This window comes from Rhodoplanes sp. SY1 (assembly GCF_046000175.1).
Taxonomy (GTDB): Bacteria; Pseudomonadota; Alphaproteobacteria; order Rhizobiales; family Xanthobacteraceae; genus Rhodoplanes.
In genome coordinates, this window is sequence record NZ_JBEOMB010000122.1 from 15,319 (window position 1) to 42,182 (window position 26,864).

A 26,864-nucleotide genomic window follows, 5' to 3' on the forward strand; every position below is an offset into this window, starting at 1 on the left:
GATCCGGAGGCGGGTCGGCCGGAGCCGGATCGCGCGGTGGCGGCAAGCGGCCGTGGCGGCCCGAAGGCGGGCGGCCCGAAGGCGGGCGCGGCGAAGGCGCGCGCGCCACCGGCGCGGTGACGCCCTGGCCCAGCAAGGACGATTCCCGCAAAGACGATTTCCGCAAGGACGGCGCGCGCAAGGCCGGGCCCGGCAAGGACCGCAAGGCTCGTTTCCCCAAGGACGGCTCGCGCAAGAAGGCGGCGTTCGCCCGGCGCGGCCGGCCGGAGCCGCGCGACCGCGACGGGCCCGTGATTCTCTACGGCTGGCACACCGTGAAGGCGGCACTGGAAAATCCGGCGCGGCGCTTCCGCCGCCTGCTGGCCACCGAGAACGCCGCCCACCGTCTCGCCGAGGAGGGCGTGCCGACGCCGGTCGCTCCGACCCTGGTGCGGCCCGACGAGATCGCCGCGATCGTCGGCCCCGAGGCGGTGCATCAGGGCCTGCTCGCCGAGGCCGACCCGCTCGACTCGCCCGACATCGCCGAGCTGCCGGCCGAGGGCCTGGTGCTGGTGCTCGACCAGATCACCGACCCGCACAATGTCGGCGCCATCATGCGCTCGGCCGCCGCCTTCGCAGTCGCCGCCGTCGTCACCACGGCGCGCCACAGCCCGGAGGCGACCGGCGTGCTCGCCAAGGCCGCCTCGGGCGCGCTCGACATCGTGCCGATCGTCACGGTCGGCAATCTCGCCCGCGCCCTGACCACGCTCAAGGACAACGGCTGGATGACGGTCGGGCTCGACAGCGAGGGCACGGCGGATCTGGCCGATACGGCCCTGCGCGGCCCGCTGGCACTGGTGCTCGGCGCCGAGGGCAAGGGCCTGCGCCAGCTCACCCGGCAGACCTGCGACGCGGTCGCCCGCATCGACCTGCCGGGACAGATCACCAGCCTCAACGTGTCGAACGCGACGGCGCTCGCCCTCTATGTCGCCCACACGCGGCTGAAGGCCGGCGCCTGACCGGGCCGGCCGGCGCGCCGGCCGGCCGAACGGGCCGCCTCACCACGGCTCCACCGTGAAGAACGCGATCGGCCCGGCACCGAGGAGCGCGAGCTTCGCCCGCGCCGCGAGGGGGACGGCGAGCCGCCGGAACGCCGGCCGTCCGACGAACAGCGCCCAGCCGCGCGGATTGACGTAGACGATCCGGATTGTTCGTGGCTCGGCCGCGGCTGCCTGCTCGAGCCGGTCGGCGACACGGTCGAGCACGTCGCGGCCGAACGGATTGTAGAAGAACAGCACGAGGTCGCCGTCGGGCGGCTCGAACGCGGCCGCGTCCTGGTGGACCACGCTCAAGTCGCGGCAGGCGAGCTTCTCGGCTGGCCAGGCCGCGATGTTGTCGCGCGCCTCGGCCACCAGGCTCGCCGAGAACTCGACGCCGATGCAGCGGCGGAACGGCCGCCCGGCCGCGGCGAGCAGCGCCCGGCCACGCCCCGCCCCGTAGTCCACGAAGGTGGTCTCGGCCGGATCGATCGCCAGCGCGTCGAGCGCCCACAGCAGCGGCAGGCGCGGAAACGCCTCGTAGCGACGGTCCTGGACCGCCGCAGGCGCCCCGACGACGTCGGCCGCCGCGACCGTGCGGGCGCGCCCGCTCGGCCAGCGCTCGAGCTTGTCGCGGGCGCGGTCGTAGACGGCGTGATGCAGCAGAACCCGGGCCTGGCGCCAATAGTAGCCCACGCGACGTGCCGGCTCCGTCGATCCTCAGCGACCGGGCGAGCGCGGCGCCTTCGCGGCCGGGCTCTTCGACACCGAGCCGGTGGCGACCGGATCGCTCGCCGGGCCGTCGATCACCTCGGCGCGGGCGACCTTGCTCACGTCGATCACCTTGGCGCGCGGCGCCGGCCGCACCTCGTAGGCGCCGTAGGGCGGCGCCCCGGCGACCCGCTCGGCGACGCCGAGATCGCTCGGGCCGACATAGCCGTAGCGACGCGGCCCGGACCATCGCTTGTAGGGGCGGTGAGCCGGTCCCCAGGTGTAGGGATAGCGGATCGTGTAGGCGTAGCCGCCCTCCGAGAAGGTCGGCACCGCATAGATGCCGGGCCCGCGATAGAGCGGTCCCTGGTCGACGACATACATGGGACGGCGCGCATCGGAGGGGTCGAGGACGTAGCCGGTGGGCGGAACCGCCGGCGGTACCGGCGCGGCGCCGTAGACGACCACGGGTCCGCCGACGCAGCAGCCCTGAGCGAGCGCCGCGCCGCTTCCGACCACCGTGACGGCCCCGACCACCGTGACGGCCCCGACGGCCGCCGCGGCGACGACCCCGAACCTCAGACCCTGAACGCTGCGACGCATGACCCGTCCCTCTGGTCGTCACTGTGGCCGGCGGACTCGACTCCGCCGCCGCAGAAAACCCTACGCCGGACCGACCGGCTCGCAAAGCGGCCGCTTCGCCGCGCCGCCCTGCCCTGAACTGCCCCGACCTGCCCTGCGGCTCAGCGCCGCCCATCCGACCGCGGCCGCGGTCGCGGCGGCGGCCAGGGACCGGGACCGGGCGCCGGACCCGGACCGCCCCAGGGCGGCGTCACCACGAGGCCGCCCGGCATGTTGTACGAGTAGTCGGGCGGCATGATCGTGACCGGATTGTCCTCCGACTTCGCCGACCAGCCCTGATGGAACTCCTGCGCCGGCTTCGGCGGCTTGCCTTTGTCGGGATCGTATTCGAGCCGGCCGAGCCGCGGCAGCTCGCCCGAGCTCGGATAATAGGGTCGGTGACGCCCGACATACGGTCCGGGGCTGCAGCACAGCGGCTGGATGACGGTCGGCCCGATCCAGCCGGCCCGGTAGAGCCCCCAGTCGCCCTCGACCACTGCGTAGGACGCCTCACGCCCGTTAACGAAGACCGGGACGTCGCGCCGGCCCGGAATGACGATCACCGGGCCGTTGTCCTGGGCGACCGCGGGCGTCGCGACGACGGCTGTCGACAGAGCGAGCCCGACGAGCCCCGCTTCGATGATCCGCCTGCGATCCATGCCCCCTCCTGTCGCCATCGGCGCGTCGGTCGTCGCGACAGGCGTCGCGCGACACTCCCGGCGCGGATCCCGCCCGCTCGTCCAGCACAGCGGACAACTTTTGAGATTCCCCTCGGTTCACCTCGCAGGGGCGGCGATTTCACCCTTTAACCCTAACGATTGCAGACCTTTCCCGGCCTGCACGAGGGCGCGCGCGGCCCGCCGGGCCGGCGCCGGGCGAGCGGCCGCGGCCCGCGGCGCACGGCGGCCGCTTCGACTTTCGACTATCCCGCGAAGATCCGGAGAGACTTTTCGGCCCCGCGCGTCCTACACCTTGGGTCGGGCGGACCGGTCCGGCCGACCGCTCCAAGCCAGAAGAAACGACACGTCGGAAACGCCGAGGGCCAGGACGATGCATAGGAGCCGGATTTCGGCGCGCGGCGCCGGCATGACGAAGGACGAGAAGTTCGTCATCTTCGCCTCGTCGCTGGGCACCGTGTTCGAGTGGTACGACTTCTACCTGTACGCGACGCTGGCGCCGTTCTTCGCCGCGCTGTTCTTTCCGCCCGGCAACGACACGGCCGCCCTGCTCTCCGCCTTCGCGACCTATGCGGCGGGCTTCCTGGTGCGCCCGTTCGGGGCCCTGGTGTTCGGCCGCATCGGCGACCTGGTCGGGCGCAAGTACACGTTCCTGGTCACCATCTTCGTGATGGGCGGGGCGACCTTCCTGGTCGGCCTGCTGCCGACCTTCGAGACCATCGGCTGGGCGGCACCCGTGCTGCTCGTCGGGCTGCGGCTCATCCAGGGCCTGGCGCTCGGCGGCGAGTACGGGGGCGCCGCGACCTACGTGGCCGAGCACGCGCGGCCGCGCAACCGCGGCTTCGCCACGAGCTTCATCCAGACGACCGCGACGCTCGGCTTCTTCATGGCGCTGCTGGTGATCGGCATCGCCCGCCTCGCCATGGACGCCGACAGCTTCGCCTCGTGGGGCTGGCGCATCCCCTTCGTCGTCTCGTTGGCGCTCCTCGTGCTGTCGATCTGGATCCGGCTGCGGCTCAATGAGACGCCGATCTTCCAGCGCATGAAGGAGGAGGGCAAAGGCTCCAAGGCGCCGCTGACCGAGAGCTTCTTCCGCTGGCCGAACAACAAGTACGTGATGCTGGCGCTGCTCGGCGCCACGGCCGGCCAGGGCGTCGTCTGGTACACGGGCCAGTTCTACGCGCTGTTCTTCCTGCAGATCACGCTGCAGCTCGACTACGTGCTCGCCTACATGCTGGTCGGCCTGTCCCTTCTGATCGGCACGCCGCTGTTCATCGCGTTCGGATGGTTGTCGGACCGCGTCGGCCGGCTGAAGATCATCCTGCTCGGCTGCCTGCTCGCCGCCGCGACCTACATCCCGCTGTTCCAGGTGCTGACGCAGGCCGTGAACCCCGACCTCGCCGCCTTCCAGGCGCGCTCGACCATCACCATCTCGGCCGACCGGACAGACTGCCGCGTCCACGTCTTCGTCGGGCCGTGGTCGGACTTCTCCGACTGCGACCGCGCCCAGGACTTCGTCACCAAGCGCGGCGTCTCGTTCCAGAAGGCCGACGCGCCGGGCGGACCGGTGACGCTGATCATCGGCGAGACGCGGGTCGAGGGCTGGGACCAGCCGCGCTGGGAGGCGGCCTTCGCGACCGCCGGCTACCCGCCCTACGCCGACCCGGCGAAGGTCGACTGGGTGATGGCGGAGCTCGTGCTGCTCGTGATGGTGCTCTACGTCGTCATGGTCTACGCGCCGATGGCGGCGTTCCTGGTCGAGATGTTCCCGACCCGCATCCGCTACACCTCTATGTCGCTGCCCTACCACATCGGCAACGGCTGGTTCGGCGGCATGCTGCCGTTGCTGGCCACCGCCATCGTGGCGTCGACGGGCGACATCTATGCGGGCCTGTGGTACCCGATCGCCGTCGCCGGCATGACCGTGCTGGTCGGCGCCATCTTCCTGCGCGACACCAAGGACGTCGACATCGCCACCGAGTCGGGCGTCGACATCTCGCGACGGGGGTGAGCGCCCGTGTCCCGGACGCGGTGCGGCGCGCAGCGGTGCACCGTGAGCCGGGACCCAGGGGCGGTACGACAAGCGGCCGACGAGGCCGGAACGGCAGGTGATCTGCCGTGCCGCCCCTGGGCCCCGGCTCTGCGGCGCATCAGGCCTTTGGCCTGCTGCGCCTTGTCCGGGGCACGCACGCCCCGGCACGACCATGCCGTCGCCCCTTCATTGAATCGCCCGGACCCGGCTGGTAGACGGGGCGGCCCGACAACGCCGCGACCGGACCGATGCCAAGCGCCCTCTCCCTCAAGACGCCGATCGACGCCGTGCGACCCGCGACGGGCGTTCCCGCGCCGGCCCGCAAGCCGCTCGACCATCTCCCGCTGCTGGTCGTCATCCTGCTGGCGCTGACCGCGCTGCGGCTGGTCGGGCTGCGGCTGTCGATCGTCGACCTCTTCTACGACGAGGCGCAGTACTGGTCGTGGGCCCAGAACCTCGCCTTCGGCTACTACTCGAAGCCGCCGCTGCTCGCCTGGATCATCTGGGGCACCGAGCGCGTCTGCGGCGAGGCCGAATGGTGCGTGCGGGCGCCGGCGCCGATCTTCTATTGCGGCACCAGCCTCGTCGTCTACGCGATCGGCCGCGCCCTCTACGACGAGCGCACCGGCTTCTGGGCCGCGCTGATGACGGCGCTGACCACCGGCGCGGCGTTCTCCTCACGCATCGTCTCGACCGACGTGCCGCTCCTGTTCTTCTGGGCCGTGGCGCTCTACGCCTATGTGAGGCTGCTCGAGGCGCCGCGCTGGCGCCACGCGCTCCTGATGGGCGTCGCCACCGGCCTCGGGCTGCTCGCCAAGTACGCGATGATCTACATCGTGCCCGGCCTCGTCATCGCGGCGATCGTCAGCCCGCGCGCCCGCGCGCTGCTGCGCGGTCCGCATGTGTGGGTGGCGCTTCTCGTCGCGCTCGTCGTCGTCTCGCCCAACCTGATCTGGAACGCGGCGACCGGCTTCATCACGTTCAAGCACACCGGCGGCCTCGTCATCGGCGAGGAGGTGCGCTGGAGCGCGCTCCGGGCGCTCGAGTTCCTCGGCGCCCAGTTCGGCGTGTTCGGCCCCGTCATCTTCGGCGTGATGATCGTCGTCACGGTGCGGCTTCTCCGCGGGCGGCTCCCGGAGGCCGACCGGGTGATGATCGCCTTCTCGCTGTTCCCGATCGCGCTCGTGACCGCCTTTGCCGTCACCGTGCACGCCTATGCGAACTGGGCCGCCGTCGCCTTCGTGTCGGGCGTCGTCGTCGCCGCGGCGACGCTGGTACGCGAGCGCGCCTTCGGCTGGATCACGACGAGCCTCGTGATCGGCGGCGTGACGCAGGCGCTGCTGCTGGTCGGCGACGTGGTCGCCGACCGCGTCGCGCTGCCGCTCCTGAAGAACCCCAATCCGTATTCGCGCACGCTCGGCTGGCGCGACTTCGCGGAGAAGGCCGGCGCCGCGGCGCGCGCCGCCGGCGCGACCGCGATCGTCAGCGATTCCCGCGGCGATCTCGGCGCCCTCCTCTACTATCTGCGCGACGCCGGAATCCCGGTGCTGTCGTGGCGGACCGAGGAGATTCCCTCGTTCGATCTCGGCACGCCTTACGGTCCGCGGACCTCCGGCCCGGTGCTGCTCGTCACCGTGTGTCGCGACCAGGCGCGCATAAGGCCGCATGTGGCGACCGTCGAGCCGCTCGGCCTCACCCGCACCGGCGAAGGCACGGGCGGCCCGCGCGGCTTCCATGCCTTCCGGCTCACCGGCCCGAAGGACCCGCTGCCGCCGCTCGCCGTGTGCCCGTGGCCGTGACCGACTGATCGTCAGGCGGTCCGCTCGCCGGGCCGCACGATCAGGGCGTGCAGCACCCACACGGTCAGCGCCGTGATGACGGCCGACATCAGCACGTCGGACGTGAAGTGCCCGCCCATGGCGATGCGCACGCCGCCGACCGCGAGCGCCCAAAGAAGCACCGCGACGATGCCGAGCGGGCGCCAGCGCGCCGGCAGCAGCACCGCGACGGCGAGCAGCCACATCGCGCTCGACATCTCGCCCGACGCGAACGAGCAGTTCGAATCGCAGCGGCCGAACGGGCTCCACCACGGCACGAAATCGAGCGTGCCGCCGAACTGCGTCACCTCGATCGGCCGCGGCCGCCCGCCGAAGGGCTTGAGGATGCCGTTGATGATCAGGCCGGGCGCCACCGCGAGCGTCGCCAGCACGAACAGCGAAGCGCGCAGCGACAGCGCCTGCGGCAGCCGCGCCGCGGCGACCCGTGGGACCGCGAGCCATAGGATCAGGATCACGCCGGCCGAGATCGCGACGGCCCGCACGATCGTGTCGTTGACGTCGCGGATCGCTTGCAGGGACGGCGTGTAGGTGTGGGTGAACATGCGCTGTGCCTGGTCCCAGCCGAGCGCCGTGACGGCGAGATCGAGCCGTGGCCACAGGCCGAACACGATCCCCACCACGACGCCGGTGCCGAGGATCGCGACGAGCGCCAGGGCGGCCCGCCGCCGCGGCGGCAGTGCCGGAGCGAGCGCGCCCGCGGGCACCTGCAGGGACGGGGCGGACAGACGAGACATCGAACCTCCGGCGGGCCTTTTCGGGCACGGCCGGAGCGCGACGTCGGGGCGCTCCTCTCCGGCCGCCGCCCTTGAAGCAAATCCGGCGCGGCGACGCAAAGGTCCGCACCGGCGGCGCGACGCCGCGGCGCGGACCGGACCGTCGGGCAGCTCAATGCCCGGCCGGCTTCAGCACCGTGAAGCCGCCCGCCTCGAACACGGCGCGAGCCTTGGGCTGCGACAGGTAGGCGAGGAACTTGGCCGGGGCGTCGCCCTTGGCGGTCGCCGTCAGGGCGAACGGATAGACGATCGGCGGGTGCGACTCGGCCGGGAAGACGGCGACCACTTTTACGCGCGGCTCCACCTGGGCGTCGGTCTCGTAGACGATGCCGAGCGACGCCTCGCCGCGCGCCACCAGCACCAGCGCGGCCCGCACGCTCTCGGCCTGGGCGAGCTTCGGCTCGACCTCGCCCCACAGGCCGAGCGTCTCGAGCGCGGACTTGGCGTATTTCCCGACCGGCACCGAGGCGACCGCGCCGGTGGCGAGCCGGCCGTCGCCGAGCGCCGCCTTCAGGCCGTCCTTGGTGAGATCGACCTTGGCGACCGTGCCGTCGGTCGGCGCCACCACGACGAGGCGGTTGCCGAGCAGGCTGAGGCGGGACTTCGGATCGATCAGCTTCCGCTGCTCGGCCCAATCCATCCATTCGAGGTCGGCCGAGGCGAACAGGTCGGCCGGCGCGCCCTGCTCCATCTGGCGGGCGAGCGTCGAGGAGGCCGCGTAGGAGAACCGCACCGGCTGCTTCGTCTCCGCGGTGAACTGCTTGGCGATGTCGTTCAGGACGTTCTGCAGCGAGGCGGCGGCGAACACCGTGACGGGCGCGCTGTCCTGAGCCGCCGCGGAGAAGCCGGTCGACACGGCGAGCAGCGCCCCGACCAGGGCGTTAACGAGCGGACGGATCATGACGGGCACCCCTGCTGGGCGACGCCCGTCCGGGCGGCCCGGTGGACCGACCGGGCCGCGGATCCCGCGACGGCGCCGTGCTGTATCTGATACGATATAGCTATGCGGCCCGTGGCGGGTCAAGCGAGCGGCTGTCGACGGGAGCAGCGGCGCCGGTTTCGCGACCGACCGCCCACGCCCGTCGCTCGCGCGGAGCCTTCGCGCGCACCCGCCAGCGCCACCGGCCCGACCGCCCGTCCAGTACGGGCGGCGGGATACCGGCCGGCCCCACATCCCGCGCCAGCGATAGACCCCCTAGACCCGGCGACGGAGACTCGCTAAAAGAACCGCCGCCGACCCCGATCCCGGACCACGTTTCGGGAACGGACGATTTCCGAGTGCAGCGACTGATGCCGCTCGGGAGTCTTGGGGGATAGTTTAATGGTAGAACAGCGGACTCTGACTCCGCTAGTCTTGGTTCGAATCCAGGTCCCCCAGCCACTCCCTCCGACCACCGCACAGACCGACACGATGGCGCCGTCCGACACGATGGCGCCGTCCGACACGATGGCGCCGTCCGACACGGTCGCGCCGTCCGGCTCTTGGCCGGCGGGGCGGCTCTGGTCATAGTCGCGGATCATGGCTCCGGCGATTCCCGTCGCACGCTCGGCGGTGGGGTGATGACGTTTCTGGTCCGCCTGCCGCTCGAATTCTATCCGGCCGACGCGCTCGACGGCCTCGCGCCGCACGAGGGATTCGACCTCGGCACCGCGCGGGCCACCGCCTGGGCCGCGCAACTCGCCTACGAGGACGAGCCGGAGAAGCTCGATGCCGTCGCGGCGCGATGGCGGGTCGCGCTCGCCGCCTTCAGCCCGCCGACCGGCGCGGCGCTGCCGATGCCGCAGACGCGCGGGATCGTGCTGCGGCGCCCCGGCACCACCATCCTGGCCTTCGCCGGCACGGACCCGCTGGTGCTGGCGAACTGGCTCACCGACCTTCTCTTCTTCGTCAACGACGACGGCCTGCACGGCGGCTTCGCGGCGGCGCTGGCGGCGGCCTGGACCGACGTCGCCGCCCTGATCGCCGACCACGACCCGTCGCATAGGCTGCTGATCACCGGCCACAGCCTCGGCGGGGCGCTCGCCGTGCTGGCCGCCCAGCAGGCCGTGATCGAGCACCTGTTGCTGCCCGAGGTCTACACGTTCGGCATGCCGCGGGTCGGCACCGAGGCCTTCGCCCGCGACTACGACGCGGTGCTGGGCGCGCGCACGTTCCGACTGGTGCATGGCGAGGACCTGGTGCCGGCCGTGCCGCCGAGCGGCCTCGGCTTCCACCATGTCGGCTGCTGCCTTTCCTGCCCGCGCCACACCCGCTTCGACGCGGCGCTCCTGAAGCCGCCGCCCTGCGACGACCCGCAGCTCGTGCCCGGCCTGCAGAGCGCGCTGCGCGAGGGGGTGCGCCGGCTGGTGTCGCTGTCGCTCGATCCGCTGATCCGCTCCGACCTCAAGGGCCAGGCGTCGCGCCTCCTGGCGCCGGCGCTCGGCGACCACCTGCCCGATCGCTACTGGCAGGCGCTGGAGCCGGAGCCGGTCGCATCCTGACGGCGACGGCCGACGGGCGGCCCGCCGGGCGCGAAGGATGCCCCGCGCGCTCGCGCAGACCGTCCGGACGGTCGTTCCGTGACGGGGCCGACCCGGGTGCGGACCGCTCGCGCGGTCCGCCTTCGCGGCGGTCTTCGCCATGTCGCCTGGCGAGGTCTCCGCGTTGTCGGACTGTCGCCATTGTGGTCCATTGTTTTCCGCCGACCGACGGACCGTCCCAAGGAGGCGCGATGTTTCCGGTTCCGACCCAGGTTTTCCTCACCCGCGGGGTGGGCATCCACAGGCAGCCGCTCACCGCTTTCGAATATGCGCTGCGCGACGCCGACATCGAGCAGCAGAACCTCGTCACGGTCTCGTCGATCCTGCCGCCGCGCTGCCGGCTGATCTCGCGCGACGAGGGCGTGCCGACGCTCGCCCCCGGCGAGATCACCTTCTGCGTGATGGCGCGGGCCGAGACCAACGAGCCGGGCCGGCGAATCGCCGCTTCGATCGGCCTCGCCCGTCCGAAGGATCCGGCCGTCTACGGCTACATCTCGGAGCACCACGGCTACGGCATGACCGAGCACCAGGCCGGCGACTATGCCGAGGATCTGGCCGCCACCATGCTGGCCTCGACGCTCGGCATCGAGTTCGACCCGAACGCCGCCTGGGACGAGCGCCGCAAGCTCTATGCGACCACCGACCTGATCGTCGACACGCTGTCGATCACGGCGGCGGCCAGCGGTGCCGACAACGGCGACTGGACCTGCGCGGTCGCCTGCGCGGTGTTCCGCTTCGCGCCGCTCGCCGCGTGAGGCGAAACCGATGATGTCGCCTCACACTCCGCTCATTCCCGCGCAAGCGGGACTCCAGGGCCGCACGTCGAGCCGCACGTCGAGCCGCCCCCGGGTCCGCGCCTTCGCGGGGACGAGCGGAGATCGGGCCGTCTCGTCGCAAGCGCGACCTGCGCCGAAAAGCGGGCCCCGCGCATGAGCCTCTCGCCCGCCACCTTCGCGTTGCCGGCGACCTTCCTGGGGCTGGCGGCCTACGATCGCGCCGCCACGTATTGCGTCGCCGGCATCCCGCTCGATGTCGGCACGACGAACCGCTCCGGCGCCCGCGATGGACCGGCGGCGATCCGGCGCGCGAGCCGCATGCTGGTCGACGGCGCCCACCCGGTGCATCGCATCGAGCCGGCCACCCTGCCGGTCGCCGACATCGGCGACTTCTCCATCGCGCTCGGCGACATTGCGAAGAGCCTCGATCTGATCGAGCGCCAGGCCGCCGCGGTCGGCCACCTGATCGCGCTCGGCGGCGAGCACGGCATCACGCTGCCGCTCCTGCGGGCGCTCTCGAAGCGCACCGGGCCGCTCGCGCTCGTCCACTTCGACGCCCATGTCGACACCTGGCCGGACAATTTCGGCCAGCGTTACGCGCACGGCTCGGTGTTCTTCCACGCCATCGAAGAGGGCCTGATCGACCCGAGGAAGACCATCCAGATCGGCATCCGCTCGCCGATGGGCACCGACGTCCACGACTGGACTCTCGCTCGCGGCGTCCGGATCGTTCCGTCCGAGGCCGTGCACGAGATGGGGCCGGCCGCCGTCGCGGAGGAGATCCGCGCCGTGGTCGGCGCTGCGCCGACCTATCTCTCGGTCGACGTCGACGTGCTCGACCCGGCCTTCGCGCCCGGCACCGGGACGCCGGAGATCGGCGGGCTCGCGAGCTGGCAGCTCCTCGCCGTCCTGCGCCGGCTCGGCGACCTCGACTTCCGCGGCATGGACGTGGTCGAGGTGGCGCCCGCCTACGACGTCGCCGAGATCACGGCGCTCGCCGCCGCCACGGTCGCTTGGGAGTATCTGGCCCTGATGGGGAAGAAGGCCGCCACTGCGTAGCGCGGTAGGGTGGGCAAAGGCGCGGAACGCGCCGTGCCCACGCTGTCTGACCATCGGCGGGAAACCGCGTGGGCACGCCGCTGCGCGGCTTTGCCCACCCTACCGAGCAACCCCCAGCGCCCCGCGAAAAAACGCCTCGGCGTCCTGGCGGAAGGCTTTTCGCGACACGTCCTCCGAATAGAACATGTGGCCGCCGCGATAGACCTTCAGGGCCAGCCGGTCGGCCTCGCCCCAGACCGGGAGCTGGTCGAGGATCTGCTTGGTGGCGAAATACGGCGTGACGAGATCGCTCGCCCCGTGGACGACCAGGATGCGGGCGGCGCGATCGGCCGACAGGATGGTGCGCACCTCGTCGACCACCTCGGGCGGCGCGCGGCCGCGGCCCCAGTTCCACTGCCCGTTCACCTCGCCGTTCAACAGCCGATAGGGCTGGTCGTGGCTCCATTTCAGCGGGCCGCGATAGAGCTCGGTCATCGCCGCCGTCAGCGGCGCCTTGGTCGAATCGAGCACCGGGTCCGGAAACTGGGAACGGGCCGCCGAGGGCGTCGGATCGTAGGCCGTCACGGTCGCGTCGTAGGCGCTGCCGACCAGGCCGCGGTCGCGGAACAGCTCGCGCTGGAACGTGCGGGTGTCGATGCGGCCGGCGAGCCGGCGCACCAGCGCCGGGTCGAGGCCGGTGAGCGCCGCGACACGGGCCGAGAGGCGCTCGACCGCCTCGCGGTCGCGCTCACCCTTGACGAGATCGGCCAGATAGTCGGTCGCGGCATAGTGCTCGGCCTCGGCGAGCGCGGCCGGCGAGAAGGCGCCGCGCGCCTCCAGGGCGGTCGCCGCCATCGACGGCAGAGCGTAGGTCCAGGTCGCCGGCAGGTGGCGGCGCTGGGCGAGTGTCGCGAAATCGAGCACAGGCGAGATCAGCACGAGGCCGCGCACCCCGACGCCCTGGTCGGAGGCGAGCTCGCGGGCGAGCTTCGGCACCCGGAAGCCGCCGTAGCTCTCGCCGACGAGAAACGTCGGCGCGCTGCGCCGGCCGGTCTGGTCGATCCATTTGCGCAGGACCACGGCGAGCGCCTCGGCGTCGCCGTCGACCGACCAGAACTGCCGCCGCGCCGGCTCGCCGCCGACGATCCGGCTGAAGCCGGTGCCGGGCGGGTCGACGAAGACGAGGTCGGTGAAGTCGAGCCAGGTCTCGGCATTGGGCACCAGCACGGGCGGGGTCGAGATCGAGGCGCCGTCGAGCGGCAGCCGCCAGGGGCCGACGGCGCCGATGTTGAGATAGGCCGAGGCGGCGCCGGGGCCGCCGTTGAACAGGAACGTGACGGGGCGCGAGCCGGCGGCCGTGCCGGCCGGCGGCGCCATCGTGAAGGCGACGTAGCCGACCTCGGCGCGCAGCGGGCCGCCCTCGCCCTCGAACAGCGGGATCGACCCGGCCGTCGCCTTGAAGCGCAGGGTGCGGCCGCCGACGTCGAGCGTGTGCTCGGTGGTCGAATCGCTCGGCAGACGGCGGACATTGGCGTCGCGCTCCGGCCGCGAGTCGGGCCGGGCCTCTGGGCGCACTTCGGTCTTTGGCGCCGTGTCGCCCCCCGGGCGGCTCTCCGCGGGCCGGCTCTCGGCCGGTCCGCCCGGCCGCTCGCCGTGCTGCACCCGGCCGTCCGGCGCCCGGCCCCCCTCGCGGAGGCCGACCCGCCCGTCCGACCGCGTCACCTCCTGGGCCGGAATCGGAGCACCGCTGCCGACGACCGCCAGGGCGGCCAGGACGGCGGCGGCGGTCGCAAGGCTGGCGCGCCGGAGGTTACTGGCGGGCAGAAGCGGCAGGGGTCGGGTCATGAGCGTCTCCGGTCCGGAGGCGAGAGGGCGCGGACGCGAGCGAGAGGACATCGACGCGAGAGAGCAGGTCGCGTGGGCATCGGCACGGAAGAGCGGCGCGGCACCGGCGCTCCGACAACGCCCGCCTCCGGCCCGGAGGGACCACCGACAGGGGCATGCGGCGCGATGCCGCCTTCGGGCCGACGGCGCATCGGACAGTGCCGCAGCCGACCGCGGTGGCAGCCGTGTCGGTTCGGAGGCCGCAGCGGGCCGGCGGTCAGCTCGCGGTCCGCCGGACCGGCTTGCCGCGCGCCGGCTTCTCGGGCGCCGGCGGCTCCGGACCCCGCTCGATCGTCGTCAGGCGGCCGTTGGTGAAGTGGTAGATGCCGGACCGATCGGTCGTGGCATAGGTCATCACCACGGTGCGCTCGCCGCGCTGGTTGGCGCCGATCTGGGTCGAGCCCGGGGGTCCGATCACCTGGACGACCTCGCATTCGGTCATGTCGAGGCCGACGCCCCGCATGGCGGTCGCGCCCGGCTCGCCGCTCGCCGAGACCGCACCGGCGCACATGCCCTGGGCGTCGACCAGGTCGCCGGGCGAGACCGGCCGGTTGGTGTTCACGGCCGACTTGGCGAACTCGCCCGCCGGGGTCGGCACGAGATTGCTGACCGACGGGAGGAGCTTCACGTCCGCCGCGTCGGGCATGCTCGAGCACCCGGCGAGCGCCGCGGCGACCGAGGCCGCCAGCACGGCCACGACCGCACGACCGCTCCGCCGGCGTGGCGCCGGGTCGGAGGACATGCTCGTGACCGAGCCGGATCGTGCCTGAACCAAAGCTGCCTGACGCATGGGGGCCCCCTCCCCGAACTGTCCCTCGACCTGTCCCGGACGCCGATCACGGCGGCGCGTCGGATCGCCACCGAGGCGGGCGCGATCCGGCGGTCGCGTCGTGTTTCGACTGGAAACCGCAAGGTTTCAAGCCGTTTCTTGCGTCCGAAGATGGCGCGAGAATGACCTGGCCATGAGGGGTCCGGCTTCGCCGACCGGGACGCCGCTCCGGGAGGACGTCGATACCGCCGCTCAACCGCGCTTCTGCCAGCGGCCGCGCTCGTCGCACTGCCAGTAGGTCACCACGAACCCCTCGGCCTTCTTCTCGCGCCAGGTGACGCGCGCCTCGGCCAGCGCCTCCTCGTCCTCGCCGTCGAACATGACGACGATCCGGTCGTAGGTCGCGGCGTCGGCCGGCATCGGGGCGCGCTCGATCAGGAACCGGACATTGGCGCGGTTCGGGTTGTGGTCCCGCACGGTGACGAGCACCGGATGCTCGGCGGCCAGCCCGTCGCGATCGGTGCCGTGCGGCAGGAAGGAATCGTCCCGATAGGTCCACAGATGCGCGTCGAGCGCCTCGACCCGCTCGTCCGAGGAGACCTGCACGACCACCCGCCAGCCGCGCTCCAGCGACTTCTCCAAAAGCGACGGCAGCACCGACTCCGGCGGCCGGCGCTGCAGATGGTAGAAGAGGAGCTCGGTCATGAGCGGATGAAAGCCCGCAGTGCCGGCGGTTTGCAAGTTCGGCTAGTTTCCGGATAATATCCGGAAATCATTGACGTGACCCTCGGACCTGCGCCGGAGCCCCGACATGCCGTCGACCAATACGAAGGCCCTCACGGCCTATCGGCAGCGTCAAAGCCGGAAGGGCGTCGTCCGCCTCGAGCTCCAGGTCCGCCAGGAGGACGCGGCGCTCCTGCGCAACATCGCCCGCGCACTCTCGGATCCCAGTCGAGAAACTGCTGTCAGGTCATTGTTGAATCAGGAATTTGGAGATCGCCGGAACGATGCACTGAAAGCCCTGCTGGCGTCCGCGCCGATCGATCTCGACCTCGCGCGGAACGAGGACCGCGGCCGGGACGTCGAGCTGTGAGCCTGCTGATCGACACCAACGTCATCTCGGAGCTGCGCAAAGGCGCGCGCTGCCATCCGGCCGTCGCCCGCTGGTACGCCTCGGTCGACGGGGCGGACCTCCACCTCAGCGTGCTGGTGGTCGGCGAGATCCGCCGCGGAATCGAGAAGGCGCGGCGGGCCGACCCGGTGCGGGCGGACGTGTTCGAGGCCTGGCTGGCGTCGGTGGTCGCGGGCTTCGGGACCCGAATTCTCCCGATCGATCGGGCCGTGGCGGACGCCTGGGGCCGAATGGCGGCGATCCGGTCGATCCCGGTGGTCGACGGGCTGATGGCGGCGACCGCGCTGGTGCACGACCTCACCTTGGTGACCCGCAACATCGCCGATGTCGGGGATCTCGGCGCGCGGGTGCTCGACCCGTTCGCGGCGGAGCCGGAGGCCCCGCCGCACGAATCATAGCCTCACGGCTCGTAGTAATCCGCCACCAGGCGGTCGAGCAGGCGGACGCCCCAGCCGGAACTCCAGCTCTTGTTGATCTCGGTCTGCGGCGAGCCGAGCGCCGTGCCGGCGATGTCGAGATGCGCCCACGGGGTCTTGCCCACGTAGCGTTGCAGGAACTGCGCCGCCGTCACCGAGCCGCCGTAGCGGCCGCCCGTGTTCTTCATGTCGGCGAACTTCGAATCGATCAGCTTGTCGTACTCGGGCGCGAGCGGCATGCGCCACACCCGCTCGGCCGTGGCGAGACCGGCTTTCGTCAGATTTTCCGAGAGCTTGTCGTCGTTGGCGAAGAGCCCGGCATGCTCCTGGCCGAGCGCCACCATGATGGCGCCGGTGAGGGTCGCGAGATCCACCATGGCCTGCGGCTTGTACTTGGTGACGACGTGGTGGAGCACGTCGGCCAGCACCAGCCGGCCCTCGGCGTCGGTGTTGATGATCTCGACGGTCTGGCCCGACATGGTGGTGACGATGTCGCCCGGCCGCTGGGCGGCGCCGTCCGGCATGTTCTCGACGAGGCCGATGGCGCCGATCGCATTGACCTTCGCCTTGCGCGCCGCCAGCGCGTGCATCAGGCCGACCACGCAGGCGGCGCCGGCCATGTCGCCCTTCATGTCCTCCATGCCGGCCGCCGGCTTGATCGAGATGCCGCCGGTGTCGAAGCACACGCCCTTGCCGACGAAGGCGATCGGCTTGTCGGTCGGCTTGCCGCCGTTCCACCGCATGATCACCACCCGGCTCTCGTGCGCCGAGCCCTGCCCGACGGCGAGGAGCGCGTTCATGCCGAGCCGCTTCATCGCCCGCACGTCGAGGATCTCGATCCCCACCCGGAGCTTGCGCAGCTCCGCGGCGCGTTCCGCGAAGGCGACCGGAAACAGCACGTTGGGCGGCTCGTTGACGAGGTCGCGGGCGAGCACGACGCCGTCCGCCACCGCCTCGCGCTCGGCCCCGAACCGGCGCGCCGCGGCCGGGTCCTTGACCGCGACCGTGAGGGTGACGGCCTTCTTGGGCGCGTCGTCGTCCTTCCTCTTGGTCTTGTAGCGGTCGAACGTGTAGGCGCGCAGGCGCGCACCCAACGCGAGATCCGCGGCCGTCTCGGCGTCCATGGCGCCGGTCGCGAGCTCGGCCAGCATGGTCACCTCGGCGGCCGAACCGACCTTGCCGAAGGCGGCGCCGCCGAGCTTGACCGGATCGTTCGGGGTCCAGTCCTTGGGCTTGCCGAGGCCCACGACCACCAGCCGGTCGACAGGCAGGTCCGGCGGGGCGACGATGTCGAGGGCGGCGCCGAGCTTGCCCTTGAAGTTGTCCACCGCGGCCGCGCGGGCCACCAGCGCCGCCGTCTTGCCGAGAATCGCCCGGGTCTGCGGACCCATCCGAAGCCCGTCGTCGCAGAATACGACCAGCACACCCTTGGCCGGCGGCGCGAACGTCCCGAACCTGATCCGAAATCCCTCAGACATTCCAGCTATCCTCTTGATCGATCGGCCCCGCCTCTGTGGCATGGACGCCACGGTTCCGGCAATTCCCCCGTGACGGTAGTGACCCGTGACCGAAAGCTTGGCATAGCATTGGAGGGGCTCCCTCGGTCATTCTTGGTTAACCACCCCGAGGAGCTGTCCAGGGTGCAGGCAGGAGGACGGCCTTTTTGTCGACAGATCGGCCCGCCAATCTCGTGTATCCTGGGACCTCGCGGTCGACCGCCGGAGGGCGGCCGGTCGCAGGCGTGACGGCTCGGGGGAGCCGGGGACGTGGGGGGAATGGTGACGTCGACCGGTCGCAGCGCATCATCGCCGCGCCGATGCTCCTGGCGGGCATCGACGTGGCGGGCATCGACGCGGCGGGCATCGACGGCCAGCTGCGCGCACCGCTCTGCCGCCCTGCACCCGCACCGTATCGGATTTGGTCAGCCCGGCGGGCCCGTGCACCCGCCGACCGGACAGTGAGAGCGTAGCGAATGGTGGCGGGTCGCCTCTCGCGCTATTTCGGCCGGCGCTTCCTCGGCGCCTCTCTCACCGTGTTCGTCGGTGTGTTCGGGCTCGTCCTCCTGGTCGACTACATCGAGCTGATGCGGCGCAGCGCCGGCGAGGCCAACGCCTCCGCCCTGCTCGCCGCCGGCATCTCGGTGACGCGCGTCCCGCAGATCATGGAACGCATCATGCCGTTCGCCGTGCTGGTGGGCGCCATGCTGTGCTACCTCAACCTGTCGCGCCGGCTCGAGCTGGTCGTGGCGCGCTCCGCCGGCATGTCGGCCTGGCAGTTCGTCGCCCCGGCCGTGATCGCCGCGTTGTTCGTCGGGGTGATCGCGACGGCGGTCTACAACCCGATTGCCGCGACCCTGCAGGAGCAGTCGAAGCGGCTCGAGGACAAGGCGTTCAACAACGCCGCCCAGTCCGGCCTGCAGGCGACCGGCACCGGCTTCTGGGTGCGCCAGCGCAGCGTCGACGGCCAGTCGATCATCAACGCCGCGTCGAGCACCGATCAGGGCGTGCGGCTCGGCGGCGTCACGGTGTTCATGTACGACCTCGCCGGCGAGTTCGTGGAGCGGATCGAGGCGAAAGCCGCGGTTCTCGAGGAGGGCTACTGGCGCCTCGTCGAGGCGCGGCGCTATCCGGTCGACGCCCCGCCCGAGAAGCTCGCCGACCACCGGCTGAAGACCAACCTCACCCTCGCCCAGGTGCGCGAGACCTTCGCGACGCCCGAGACGGTGTCGTTCTGGGACCTGCCCTTCTTCATCGAGATGGCCGACCACGCCGGCCTCGCCGCGGCCGGCTATCGGCTGCAGTACCAGAAGCTGATCTCGCGCCCGGCCCTGCTCGCCGCCATGGTGCTGGTGGCGGCGGCCTTCTCGCTGCGCTTCTTCCGCTTCGGCGGCGTCCAGAAGATGGTGCTGAGCGGCATCGTCGCGGGCTTCCTGCTCTACGTCCTCTCCAAGGTGACCGAGGATCTGAGCAAGGCCGAGCTGATGCATCCGGCGGCGGCCGCGTGGCTGCCCGTCTTCATCGGAGTCCTCACCGGCCTCGTGCCTCTCTTGTACCTGGAGGACGGTTGATGCCGGCCGTGCGTCCGACCGTCTCCCTGTCGATCGCCGTGCGGCGGCGCACGCGGCGTCTCGCCGCGGCGGTGACGCTCGGTGCGCTCGGCGGCGTGCTGATGCTCGGTGTCGCGCCGACGCAGGCGCAGACGCTCGACTTCCGCACCCAGGTCCGCCCGACCGCGCCCAAGTCCAAGCCCGCCGCGGACCCGCAGATGCTCGTCCAGGCGGCCGAGATCCAGTACGACTACACGAACGAGCGCGTCGTCGCCGCCGGCAACGTCCAGATCTACTACAAGGGCTCGTCGATCGAGGCCGATCGCGTCGTCTACGACCAGAAGACCAAGCACCTGCAGGCCGAGGGCAACGTCCGGCTGACCGAGCCGGACGGCAAGATCACCTACGGCACCCTGCTCGACCTGACCGACGACTACCGCGACGGCTTCATCGATTCGCTGCGCATCGAGACGCCCGACCAGACCCGCTTCGCGGCGGCGCGCGGGCAACGCTCGGCCGGCAACTACACGGTCTTCGAGAGCGGCGTCTACACGGCCTGCGAGCCTTGCCGGGACAATCCGAAGAAGCCGCCGCTGTGGCAGGTGAAGGCGGCGCGCATCATCCACAACCAGTCCGAGAAGATGGTGTATTTCGAGGACGCGAAGATCGAGTTCTTCGGCGTCCCGCTCGCCTACATGCCGTACTTCTCGGCGCCCGACCCGACCGTGAAGCGCAAGAGCGGCTTCCTGATGCCGCTCGCCACGACCAGCACGGTCTACGGCTACGGGCTGGAGACGCCCTACTACTTCGCGCTCGCTCCGAACTACGACCTGACGGTCTCGCCCCGGGTGATGACCAAGCAGGGCCTGCTGATGCAGGGCGAGTGGCGGCACCGCCTCGAGGACGGCTTCTACTCGATCCGCGCCTCCGGCATCTATCAGGCCGACAAGGACTACTTCTACCGGACCTACAACAGCACGACGACGCCGGGCTTCCGCGACTTCCGCGGCAGCATCGAGACGACCGGCCGGTTCAACCTGTCGCCGCGCTGGACCTGGGGCTTCGACGGCATCCTGGTCAGCGACGAGAGCTACTTCAACGACTACAAGATCAAGTCGCTGCAGAGCCGCGTCGGCAGCGAGTTCTTCAGCAACCTGACCGAGGGCGTGTCGCAGCTCTTCCTCACCGGACGCGGCGAGCGCAGCTATTTCGACATCCGCGCCCTGCACTTCTACGGCTTCTCCGAGCAGGACGTGCAGAACACGTTGCCGATCGTGCATCCGGTGATGGACTACAACACGGTCCTCAGCCAGATGGTGTTCGGCGGCGAGCTGAGCGCCCGGGCCAACCTGACGAGCCTGTCGCGCCAGACCGCCGAGTACAACGCGATCAGCCAGACCGCCTACAACAACAACACCTGCTCGACCTCGGCCGACACCGCCAAGACCGCCAAGGACTGCCTGCTGCGCGGCATCCCGGGCACCTACTCGCGCTTCTCGAGCGAGATCGACTGGCGGTCCCGCTACGTCGACACCTTCGGCAACGTCTTCATCCCGTTCGCCTCGGTGCGGGCCGACGCGGCCCAGATGCACATCAACTCCGACCCGAGCGTCGGCAACTTCATCCAGACCGGCGACTCCTCCGACCTGCGGGTGATGCCCACGGTCGGCCTCGAATACCGGCTGCCGCTCATCTCGGTGCATTCGTGGGGCACCCAGACGCTCGAGCCGATCGCCCAGGTGATCGCGCGCCCGAACGAGACGCGCATCGGCAAGCTGCCGAACGAGGACGCCCAGAGCCTGGTGTTCGACGACTCGAACCTGTTCCGGGTCGACAAGTTCTCGGGCTGGGACCGCGTCGAGGGCGGCGGCCGCGCCAATTACGGCCTGCAATACACCGCCCAGGTGAACCAGGCCGGCGCCGTCAACGTGCTGTTCGGCCAGTCCTACAGCCTGTTCGGGACGAACTCCTTCGCGGTCGGCGACACCGCCAACACGGGCCTCGACTCGGGCCTGGACAAGCGCGCCTCCGACTACGTCGCCCGCTTCGCCTACACGCCGAACCGGATCTTCAGCCTGATCTCGCGCTACCGCTTCGACCAGTCCGACTTCACCCTGCAGCGACTGGAGATCGAAGGCGCGATGGCGGTCGACCGGTGGAACGTGTCGCTGATGTACGGCAACTACGCGGCGCAGCCCGAGCTCGGCTTCCTGGAGCGGCGCGAGGGCGTGCTCGGCAGCGGCTCCTACAAGATCGACGCCAACTGGCAGATCAACGGGGCCGCCCGCTACGACATCGAGCACAACAAGCTCAGCCAGACGCGCGTCGGCCTCGGCTACATGGACGACTGCTTCCTGATCGGCCTGAACTACATCACCGACTATCAGTACAGCGGCAACGTCACCTCGAACCACACGGTCATGCTGCAGGTCGGCCTCCGCACGATCGGAACGACGTCGAGCTCGTCCACGGCCGCCTCGTCGCTCGGCACACAATAATTTTGCCCATTTCGCTTCCTATGGCTCGACGGTCCGTCGCCGGCGTGGGTCGCGGCCTCGCTTCGGCCGGGCCGTCCCGGCGGCGCGGCCGGCGATGACGCCCGGCCCCGCCCCCGATCGAGCCCGCCTCCGACCGGCCCCTGTCGCGGATCGGACGCGGTCGCGGATCGGGCCCTGAACCGGGCCGGTGGGGAACCGGCCGGCGAGAGGACGGACGGGAGATGAAACGACTTCGGATGGACGGTGCCATGGTTCGTACGCGACGGAACTCCGCTCTCGGTGCCCTGCTCGGCGCCGCCGCGATCGTGCTGTCGATCGGTTCGGCCGTGCCCGCCGCCGCCCAGAACGTCATCGTGATGGTCAACGGTTCGCCGATCACGTCGTTCGACATCGAGCAGCGCCAGAAGTTCACCCTGCTGGTCACCCGCAAGTCGACGACCCGCGAGGAGGTGATCGAGGAGCTGATCGACGAGCGGATCAAGATCGACGCCGCCCGCCGCTTCACCATGAACATCACCGATTCCGACGTCGATTCCTCCTACGCCGACATGGCGCAGCGGATGCGGCTGTCGCCCGAGCAGCTCACCGCCACCTTGGCTCAGAACGGCATCCAGCCCGGAACCTTGAAGTCGCGCATCCGCGCCGACATCACCTGGCAGCAGATCGTCCGCGGCAAGTTCCAGTCGAGCTTCCAGTTCCGCGACCGCGACGTGCTCGCCGCCGCCGAGGCCAAGCACAAGGGCGACGCGCCGCTCTCCGACAAGATCAGCGCCACCGAGTACGTGCTGCGGCCGATCCTCTTCGTGGTGCCGAAGGGCGGCTCGGCCGAGGCGCGCCGGCGCGACGCCGAGACGCTGCGGGCGCGCTTCGAGAGCTGCGACACCGGCCTGCCCTACGCCCGCCATCTGCGCGACGTCGCGGTGCGCGCGCAGATCGTCAAGACCTCGACCGACCTGCCGCCGGCGCTGCGCGAGATCCTCGACAAGACCGGCGTCGGCCGGCTGACCAGCCCGGAGACCACGCCGAACGGCATCGAGATGTTCGCGGTGTGCATCAAGCGCGACACCAAGGTCGACGCGCCGTTCCTCAAGGAGGTCCGGCAGCAGATGTTCGCCGACACGTTCCAGGCCAAATCGAAGAAGTACCTCGCCGAGCTGCGCCGCAGCGCCATGATCGAGCGGAAATGACCGGCGCCGGTCCGCCGCTCGCCCTCACGCTCGGCGAGCCGGCCGGGATCGGGCCCGACATCACGCTTCTCGCCTGGCAGCGTCGCGCCGCCACGACCCTTCCTCCTTTCGCGCTGCTCGGATCGCCGGACCTCCTCGTCGCGCGGGCGAAGGCGCTCGGGCTCGCCGTGCCGATCGAGTCGGTCGAGCTGCGCGCGGCCGCCGCGGTGTTCTCCCGCGCCCTCCCCGTCGTCGACCTCGGCCTGCCTGTCGGCGCGACGCCCGGCCGGCCCGACGCGAGCAGCGCACCGGCCGCCATCGCCGCGATCGACCGCGCCGTCGCCGCCGTCACGGCCGGCGAGGCCTCGGCCGTCGTCACCAATCCGATCGCCAAGCACGTGCTCTACGCGGCCGGCTTCCGCCAGCCGGGGCACACCGAGTATCTGGCCGAGCTCGCCGGCCGCCTTGCCGGGCGGGCGCCGGACGACGCGCCGCCACGGCCCGTGATGATGCTGTGGTCGCCGACGCTGGCCGTGGTGCCGGTGACCATCCACGTGCCGCTGGCGCGCGTGCCCGAACTCGTGACCCGCGACCTGATCGTCGCGACCGGCCGCATCGTCGCCCGCGACCTCGTCGCGCGGTTCGGTATCGCACGGCCGCGCCTCGCCGTCGCCGGCCTCGACCCGCATGCCGGCGAGGGCGGCACCATCGGCACGGCCGATCGCGACGTCGTGGCGCCTGCCGTGGCGGCCCTGGTGGCGGCGGGGATCGCGGCGACCGGACCGCTGCCGGCCGACACCCTGTTCCACGAGGCGGCGCGTAAAAACTACGACGCGGCGCTGTGCATGTATCACGACCAGGCGCTGATCCCGATCAAGACGCTGGCCTTCCACGATGCCGTCAACGTGACGCTCGGCCTGCCCTTCGTGCGGACCTCGCCCGACCACGGCACCGCCTTCGACATCGCCGGCACCGGCACGGCCGATCCGTCGAGCCTGATCGCCGCGCTGCGGCTCGCCGCCCGGCTCGCCGGGCACGCGCCCACGGGCGAGGCCGCGGTCGCATGAGCACCTTCGGATGAGCGCCATCGACGACCTGCCGCCGCTGCGCGACGTCATCCGCCGCCACGACCTCTCGGCCAGGAAGTCGCTCGGCCAGAATTTCCTGCTCGACCTCAACCTCACCGGACGGATCGCGCGCGCCGCCGGCCCGCTCGCCGGCGTCACCGTGGTCGAGGTCGGTCCAGGCCCCGGTGGCCTGACGCGGGCGCTGCTCGCCGAGGGCGCCGGCCGGGTGGTGGCGATCGAGCGCGATTCTCGCGCCGTCGCGGCGCTCGCCGAGGTCTCGGCCCGCTATCCGGGCCGCCTCGCGGTGATCGAAGGCGACGCGCTGGCGATCGACCCGGCGACGCTCGTCGCCGACGGAACGGACGCGGCCGGCCCGGCCGGCAGCTCGGTCCGCATCGTCGCCAACCTGCCCTACAACATCGCGACCGCGCTGCTGATCGGCTGGCTCTCGGCCGAGCCGTGGCCGCCGTGGTTCGACCGGCTGGTGCTGATGTTCCAACGCGAGGTGGCCGAGCGCATCGTCGCCCCGGTCGGCGGCAAGAGCTACGGCCGGCTCGCCGTGCTGGCGCAGTGGCGGTGCGAGACGAGGATGCTGTTCGACATCGCGCCCTCCGCTTTCGTGCCGCCCCCGAAGGTGACGTCGACGGTCGTCCAGCTCGTTCCGCGCGCCGCGCCCCTGCCTTGTCGGCTCGCCGCGCTGGAGCGGGTCACGGCCGCCGCCTTCGGGCAACGCCGAAAAATGCTGCGGCAGGCGCTCAAGGCGCTGGCGCCCGACCCGCTGCCGCTGATCGCGGCCGCCGGCCTCGACCCGACCGCGCGGGCCGAGACCGTTCCGGTCGACGGCTTCGCGGCGCTCGCCCGGGCGCTCGACGTGGCCGCCCTGCCCGCCGCCGGAGCGGCGTCCGCGCTCGCCGAAAGCCCGCCTTGACGCCGCTCGATGGCGGCCGCGCGCGCGACGAGCCGGCACGGCGCACCGCGACGATCTCGCCAGAGACGCGACGGGCCGTGAGTCGAACGGTCGCTACGTCGTGATGTCCTTCAGCCCGTCCAGCAGGCCGCCGACGAAGCGCTCCATGTCGTCGCGGTGGACGCGCTTGAGGCGCTCGGCGGTGAGGATCGAGCGCAGCCGCAGGAAGCTCTTGTCGAGATCGCGGTTGACCAGCACGTAGTCGTATTCGGGCCAGTGGGCGATCTCCTCGGCGGCGTTCTTCAGCCGCTTGACGATGATGTCGTGCGAATCCTCGGCGCGGCGCTCCAGCCGCGCCTTCAGCTCGGCCGCCGAGGGCGGCAGCACGAACACGCTGACGACGTCGTCGCGCATCGCCTCGTAGAGCTGGCGGGTGCCCTGCCAGTCGATGTCGAACAGCACGTCGCGACCGGCGGCGAGCGCCTGCTCGACCGGCTCGCGCGGCGTGCCGTAGCAGTTGCCGTGCACCTCGGCCCATTCGAGCAGCTCGCCGGAGTCGCGCATGATGTCGAACCGGCGGCGCGGGATGAAGTGATAATGAACGCCGTCGATCTCGCTCGGCCGGCGCGTCCGCGTCGTCACCGACACCGACAGCGTGATGTGCTTCTCGGTCTCGATCAGGTTGCGGGTCAGCGTCGTCTTGCCGGCGCCCGACGGCGACGACACGACCAGCATGATGCCGCGCCGCGCGATCGTCGCGGTCGTGCCCGCTCCCGTCGTGCCCGCGCTCGTCTTGCTCGCGCCCTCGGCCGGCATCGTGATCACTCCAGGTTCTGCACCTGCTCGCGGAACTGCTCGACCACGCTCTTCAGCTCGAGGCCGATATTGGTGAGCTCGAGGTCGTTCGACTTCGAGCACACCGTGTTGGCCTCGCGGTTCAGCTCCTGCGACAGGAAATCGAGACGGCGGCCGACCGCGCCGCCCTTGGCGATCATGCTCTTGGCCTGCGCGACGTGAGCGACCAGGCGGTCGAGCTCCTCGCGCACGTCGGCCTTGGAGGCGATCAGGATCGCCTCCTGGTGCAGCCGGTCGGCGTCGAACCGCTCGCTGGTCTCCAGAAGCGCCGCGACCTGGTCGGCGAGGCGCTGGCGGATCGCCTCCGCCTTGCGGCCGGGCGCCGCCTCGGCGCGCGCGACCAACCCCGTGATCTCGTCGAGCCGCTGGCCGAGCAGGCGGCCGAGCGCGGCGCCCTCGTGCCGGCGCATGGTGGCGAGCCCGTCGAGCGCCTGCGCGAAGCCGACGACCAGCGCGGCCTCGGCGGCGCGGCGGTCGTCCTCGCTCTCCTCGGCCTCGGCGACCTCGACGACCCCCTTCACCGACAGGATGCCGTCGAGCCGCGGTGGCTCGGCGGTGACGCGACCCGCGAGGCTCTTCAGCGTGTCGAGCACGGCGGCCAGCACCGCCTCGTTGACCCGCACCACCGGCTGGGCGCCGGGGCGGTCGAGCGTCAGGTTGGCGTAGACGGTGCCGCGGGACAGCACCTCGGCGGCGCGGGCGCGCACCGGCGGCTCGACCGCGTCCCAGCCGGGCGGCAGGCGCAGCCGCACGTCCAGCCCCTTGGCGTTCACCGACTTGATCTCCCAGGCGAAGGAGTACGGCCCGCTGGTGCCGTGGCTGCGGGCGAATCCGGTCATGCTGGAGAGGGCCATGGGGTGCTCTTTTTCGCGCGCTCGTTGTGCGCGTGCTCGGTCGTGCGGGCGCGTGTCGGCGCGTCCGCACCGGAAGAACCGCGACGGCCGCGCCGCGGCACGCCGTCGCGACGGCATAGAAGACCGGGCGAGTCCCGACAAGCCGTCCCGGTGCCGGGCTGCTGCCCGGGATGGGTGTTTCTGATTCCGCTCGTCCCCGCGCAGGCGGGGATCCAGGGGCGAAACGGCAGAGAAACTCTGGATCCCCGCTTTCGCGGGGATGAGCGGA

At 71.4% G+C, this 26,864-nt stretch carries 24 protein-coding genes and 1 tRNA gene; 14 read left to right on the top strand and 11 right to left on the bottom strand.

Going from position 1 to position 26,864, the window contains the following annotated elements; all coding sequences use genetic code 11:
- The first annotated feature begins 116 nt into the window (after positions 1-116).
- Positions 117-998 carry a 23S rRNA (guanosine(2251)-2'-O)-methyltransferase RlmB gene (rlmB, locus tag ABTU92_RS24235; protein WP_408094204.1) on the top strand — a complete coding sequence of 294 codons (882 nt, stop codon included), beginning with the start codon at positions 117-119 and terminating at the stop codon, positions 996-998.
- A 39-nt stretch (positions 999-1,037) separates the two neighbouring features.
- Here rlmB and ABTU92_RS24240 read toward each other — a convergent pair whose 3' ends face one another.
- The 3 genes from ABTU92_RS24240 to ABTU92_RS24250 form a co-directional block, all read right to left on the bottom strand.
- Entirely contained in the window at positions 1,038-1,712 is a 675-nt protein-coding gene (locus tag ABTU92_RS24240) for a hypothetical protein (RefSeq protein ID WP_408094182.1), read from the bottom strand.
- A gap of 24 nt (positions 1,713-1,736) precedes the next feature.
- Positions 1,737-2,330, bottom strand: coding sequence for a hypothetical protein (locus ABTU92_RS24245; RefSeq protein WP_408094183.1), 594 nt, complete (start codon positions 2,328-2,330; stop codon positions 1,737-1,739).
- A 140-nt stretch (positions 2,331-2,470) separates the two neighbouring features.
- Complete coding sequence (locus tag ABTU92_RS24250; protein WP_408094184.1) at positions 2,471-3,007, bottom strand: hypothetical protein; 537 nt, start codon at positions 3,005-3,007, stop codon at positions 2,471-2,473.
- A 427-nt stretch (positions 3,008-3,434) separates the two neighbouring features.
- On the opposite strand from ABTU92_RS24250, the gene ABTU92_RS24255 reads away from it, so the two are divergent.
- Complete coding sequence (locus ABTU92_RS24255) at positions 3,435-5,036, top strand: MFS transporter (protein WP_408094185.1); 1,602 nt, start codon at positions 3,435-3,437, stop codon at positions 5,034-5,036.
- 269 nt (positions 5,037-5,305) lie between these two features.
- Positions 5,306-6,856, top strand: a complete 1,551-nt coding sequence (locus ABTU92_RS24260; RefSeq protein ID WP_408094186.1) for an ArnT family glycosyltransferase — start codon at positions 5,306-5,308, stop codon at positions 6,854-6,856.
- Positions 6,857-6,867: 11 nt separating this feature from the next.
- Here the strand turns inward: ABTU92_RS24260 and ABTU92_RS24265 are convergent, their stop codons facing one another.
- Both ABTU92_RS24265 and modA read right to left on the bottom strand, forming a co-directional pair.
- On the bottom strand, positions 6,868-7,629 hold the full coding sequence (locus tag ABTU92_RS24265; protein ID WP_408094187.1) for a phosphatase PAP2 family protein: 762 nt from the start codon (positions 7,627-7,629) through the stop codon (positions 6,868-6,870).
- A 151-nt stretch (positions 7,630-7,780) separates the two neighbouring features.
- Positions 7,781-8,569 carry a molybdate ABC transporter substrate-binding protein gene (gene modA / locus ABTU92_RS24270; protein ID WP_408094188.1) on the bottom strand — a complete coding sequence of 263 codons (789 nt, stop codon included), beginning with the start codon at positions 8,567-8,569 and terminating at the stop codon, positions 7,781-7,783.
- Positions 8,570-8,975: 406 nt separating this feature from the next.
- On the opposite strand from modA, the gene ABTU92_RS24275 reads away from it, so the two are divergent.
- The 4 genes from ABTU92_RS24275 to speB all read left to right on the top strand — a co-directional run bounded on the left by ABTU92_RS24275 (position 8,976) and on the right by speB (position 12,023).
- Positions 8,976-9,049 (top strand) — tRNA-Gln (locus ABTU92_RS24275).
- A 179-nt stretch (positions 9,050-9,228) separates the two neighbouring features.
- The gene (locus ABTU92_RS24280) at positions 9,229-10,149 is read left to right on the top strand and encodes a lipase family protein (RefSeq protein WP_408094189.1); all 921 of its coding nucleotides are present in this window, start codon (positions 9,229-9,231) and stop codon (positions 10,147-10,149) included.
- Positions 10,150-10,379: 230 nt separating this feature from the next.
- Positions 10,380-10,943: a pyruvoyl-dependent arginine decarboxylase gene (locus tag ABTU92_RS24285; protein ID WP_408094190.1), complete on the top strand. Its 564-nt coding sequence runs from the start codon at positions 10,380-10,382 to the stop codon at positions 10,941-10,943.
- Between the two features lie 174 nt (positions 10,944-11,117).
- Positions 11,118-12,023, top strand: coding sequence for an agmatinase (speB, locus tag ABTU92_RS24290; RefSeq protein ID WP_408094191.1), 906 nt, complete (start codon positions 11,118-11,120; stop codon positions 12,021-12,023).
- A 99-nt stretch (positions 12,024-12,122) separates the two neighbouring features.
- Here the strand turns inward: speB and ABTU92_RS24295 are convergent, their stop codons facing one another.
- The 3 genes from ABTU92_RS24295 to ABTU92_RS24305 form a co-directional block, all read right to left on the bottom strand.
- Positions 12,123-13,847, bottom strand: coding sequence for a S10 family peptidase (locus ABTU92_RS24295; RefSeq protein WP_408094192.1), 1,725 nt, complete (start codon positions 13,845-13,847; stop codon positions 12,123-12,125).
- Positions 13,848-14,103: 256 nt separating this feature from the next.
- The gene (locus tag ABTU92_RS24300; protein ID WP_408094193.1) at positions 14,104-14,628 is read right to left on the bottom strand and encodes a hypothetical protein; all 525 of its coding nucleotides are present in this window, start codon (positions 14,626-14,628) and stop codon (positions 14,104-14,106) included.
- A 279-nt stretch (positions 14,629-14,907) separates the two neighbouring features.
- On the bottom strand, positions 14,908-15,360 hold the full coding sequence (locus ABTU92_RS24305) for a DNA polymerase III subunit chi (RefSeq protein WP_408094194.1): 453 nt from the start codon (positions 15,358-15,360) through the stop codon (positions 14,908-14,910).
- 106 nt (positions 15,361-15,466) lie between these two features.
- Between ABTU92_RS24305 and ABTU92_RS24310 the strand changes: the two genes are divergently transcribed.
- Positions 15,467-15,748, top strand: a complete 282-nt coding sequence (locus ABTU92_RS24310) for a hypothetical protein (protein WP_408094195.1) — start codon at positions 15,467-15,469, stop codon at positions 15,746-15,748.
- Complete coding sequence (locus tag ABTU92_RS24315; protein WP_408094196.1) at positions 15,745-16,185, top strand: type II toxin-antitoxin system VapC family toxin; 441 nt, start codon at positions 15,745-15,747, stop codon at positions 16,183-16,185. The genes ABTU92_RS24310 and ABTU92_RS24315 overlap by 4 nt, the downstream gene beginning before the upstream one ends.
- 2 nt (positions 16,186-16,187) lie before the next feature.
- Here the strand turns inward: ABTU92_RS24315 and ABTU92_RS24320 are convergent, their stop codons facing one another.
- A complete protein-coding gene (locus tag ABTU92_RS24320) occupies positions 16,188-17,681 on the bottom strand; it encodes a leucyl aminopeptidase (protein WP_408094197.1) in 1,494 nt (497 codons plus the stop codon).
- 494 nt (positions 17,682-18,175) lie between these two features.
- On the opposite strand from ABTU92_RS24320, the gene lptG reads away from it, so the two are divergent.
- From lptG to rsmA, 5 genes are all read left to right on the top strand, one after another.
- On the top strand, positions 18,176-19,270 hold the full coding sequence (lptG, locus tag ABTU92_RS24325) for an LPS export ABC transporter permease LptG (protein ID WP_408094198.1): 1,095 nt from the start codon (positions 18,176-18,178) through the stop codon (positions 19,268-19,270).
- A complete protein-coding gene (locus ABTU92_RS24330) occupies positions 19,270-21,747 on the top strand; it encodes an LPS-assembly protein LptD (protein ID WP_408094199.1) in 2,478 nt (825 codons plus the stop codon). The genes lptG and ABTU92_RS24330 overlap by 1 nt, the downstream gene beginning before the upstream one ends.
- 248 nt (positions 21,748-21,995) lie before the next feature.
- Complete coding sequence (locus ABTU92_RS24335; protein WP_408094200.1) at positions 21,996-22,934, top strand: SurA N-terminal domain-containing protein; 939 nt, start codon at positions 21,996-21,998, stop codon at positions 22,932-22,934.
- Positions 22,931-23,980 (top strand): 4-hydroxythreonine-4-phosphate dehydrogenase PdxA, encoded by a 1,050-nt coding sequence (gene pdxA / locus ABTU92_RS24340; RefSeq protein ID WP_408094201.1) that lies wholly within the window; start codon positions 22,931-22,933, stop codon positions 23,978-23,980. Before ABTU92_RS24335 ends, pdxA begins: the two co-directional genes overlap by 4 nt.
- A 10-nt stretch (positions 23,981-23,990) precedes the next feature.
- Positions 23,991-24,908 (top strand): 16S rRNA (adenine(1518)-N(6)/adenine(1519)-N(6))-dimethyltransferase RsmA, encoded by a 918-nt coding sequence (gene rsmA, locus ABTU92_RS24345; RefSeq protein WP_408094202.1) that lies wholly within the window; start codon positions 23,991-23,993, stop codon positions 24,906-24,908.
- Between the two features lie 93 nt (positions 24,909-25,001).
- On the opposite strand, the gene gmk is transcribed toward rsmA, so the two are convergent.
- Together gmk and ABTU92_RS24355 are read right to left on the bottom strand one after the other, a co-directional pair.
- On the bottom strand, positions 25,002-25,622 hold the full coding sequence (gmk, locus tag ABTU92_RS24350; RefSeq protein WP_408094205.1) for a guanylate kinase: 621 nt from the start codon (positions 25,620-25,622) through the stop codon (positions 25,002-25,004).
- 86 nt (positions 25,623-25,708) lie between these two features.
- On the bottom strand, positions 25,709-26,596 hold the full coding sequence (locus tag ABTU92_RS24355) for a YicC/YloC family endoribonuclease (protein WP_408094203.1): 888 nt from the start codon (positions 26,594-26,596) through the stop codon (positions 25,709-25,711).
- Positions 26,597-26,864: the final 268 nt, after the last annotated feature.

Excerpts from the sequence above, each read along its gene's own strand:
- ABTU92_RS24245 (WP_408094183.1), bottom strand. The coding sequence starts at position 2,330 with ATGCGTCGCAGCGTTCAGGGTCTGAGGTTCGGGGTCGTCGCCGCGGCG.
- ABTU92_RS24250 (WP_408094184.1), bottom strand. The coding sequence starts at position 3,007 with ATGGATCGCAGGCGGATCATCGAAGCGGGGCTCGTCGGGCTCGCTCTG.
- ABTU92_RS24255 (WP_408094185.1), top strand. The coding sequence starts at position 3,435 with ATGACGAAGGACGAGAAGTTCGTCATCTTCGCCTCGTCGCTGGGCACC.
- ABTU92_RS24260 (WP_408094186.1), top strand. The coding sequence starts at position 5,306 with ATGCCAAGCGCCCTCTCCCTCAAGACGCCGATCGACGCCGTGCGACCC.
- ABTU92_RS24265 (WP_408094187.1), bottom strand. The coding sequence starts at position 7,629 with ATGTCTCGTCTGTCCGCCCCGTCCCTGCAGGTGCCCGCGGGCGCGCTC.
- modA (WP_408094188.1), bottom strand. The coding sequence starts at position 8,569 with ATGATCCGTCCGCTCGTTAACGCCCTGGTCGGGGCGCTGCTCGCCGTG.
- ABTU92_RS24280 (WP_408094189.1), top strand. The coding sequence starts at position 9,229 with ATGACGTTTCTGGTCCGCCTGCCGCTCGAATTCTATCCGGCCGACGCG.
- ABTU92_RS24285 (WP_408094190.1), top strand. The coding sequence starts at position 10,380 with ATGTTTCCGGTTCCGACCCAGGTTTTCCTCACCCGCGGGGTGGGCATC.
- speB (WP_408094191.1), top strand. The coding sequence starts at position 11,118 with ATGAGCCTCTCGCCCGCCACCTTCGCGTTGCCGGCGACCTTCCTGGGG.
- ABTU92_RS24295 (WP_408094192.1), bottom strand. The coding sequence starts at position 13,847 with ATGACCCGACCCCTGCCGCTTCTGCCCGCCAGTAACCTCCGGCGCGCC.
- ABTU92_RS24300 (WP_408094193.1), bottom strand. The coding sequence starts at position 14,628 with ATGTCCTCCGACCCGGCGCCACGCCGGCGGAGCGGTCGTGCGGTCGTG.
- ABTU92_RS24305 (WP_408094194.1), bottom strand. The coding sequence starts at position 15,360 with ATGACCGAGCTCCTCTTCTACCATCTGCAGCGCCGGCCGCCGGAGTCG.
- ABTU92_RS24310 (WP_408094195.1), top strand. The coding sequence starts at position 15,467 with ATGCCGTCGACCAATACGAAGGCCCTCACGGCCTATCGGCAGCGTCAA.
- ABTU92_RS24320 (WP_408094197.1), bottom strand. The coding sequence starts at position 17,681 with ATGTCTGAGGGATTTCGGATCAGGTTCGGGACGTTCGCGCCGCCGGCC.
- lptG (WP_408094198.1), top strand. The coding sequence starts at position 18,176 with ATGGTGGCGGGTCGCCTCTCGCGCTATTTCGGCCGGCGCTTCCTCGGC.
- ABTU92_RS24330 (WP_408094199.1), top strand. The coding sequence starts at position 19,270 with ATGCCGGCCGTGCGTCCGACCGTCTCCCTGTCGATCGCCGTGCGGCGG.
- ABTU92_RS24335 (WP_408094200.1), top strand. The coding sequence starts at position 21,996 with ATGGTTCGTACGCGACGGAACTCCGCTCTCGGTGCCCTGCTCGGCGCC.
- pdxA (WP_408094201.1), top strand. The coding sequence starts at position 22,931 with ATGACCGGCGCCGGTCCGCCGCTCGCCCTCACGCTCGGCGAGCCGGCC.
- rsmA (WP_408094202.1), top strand. The coding sequence starts at position 23,991 with ATGAGCGCCATCGACGACCTGCCGCCGCTGCGCGACGTCATCCGCCGC.
- gmk (WP_408094205.1), bottom strand. The coding sequence starts at position 25,622 with ATGCTGGTCGTGTCGTCGCCGTCGGGCGCCGGCAAGACGACGCTGACC.
- ABTU92_RS24355 (WP_408094203.1), bottom strand. The coding sequence starts at position 26,596 with ATGGCCCTCTCCAGCATGACCGGATTCGCCCGCAGCCACGGCACCAGC.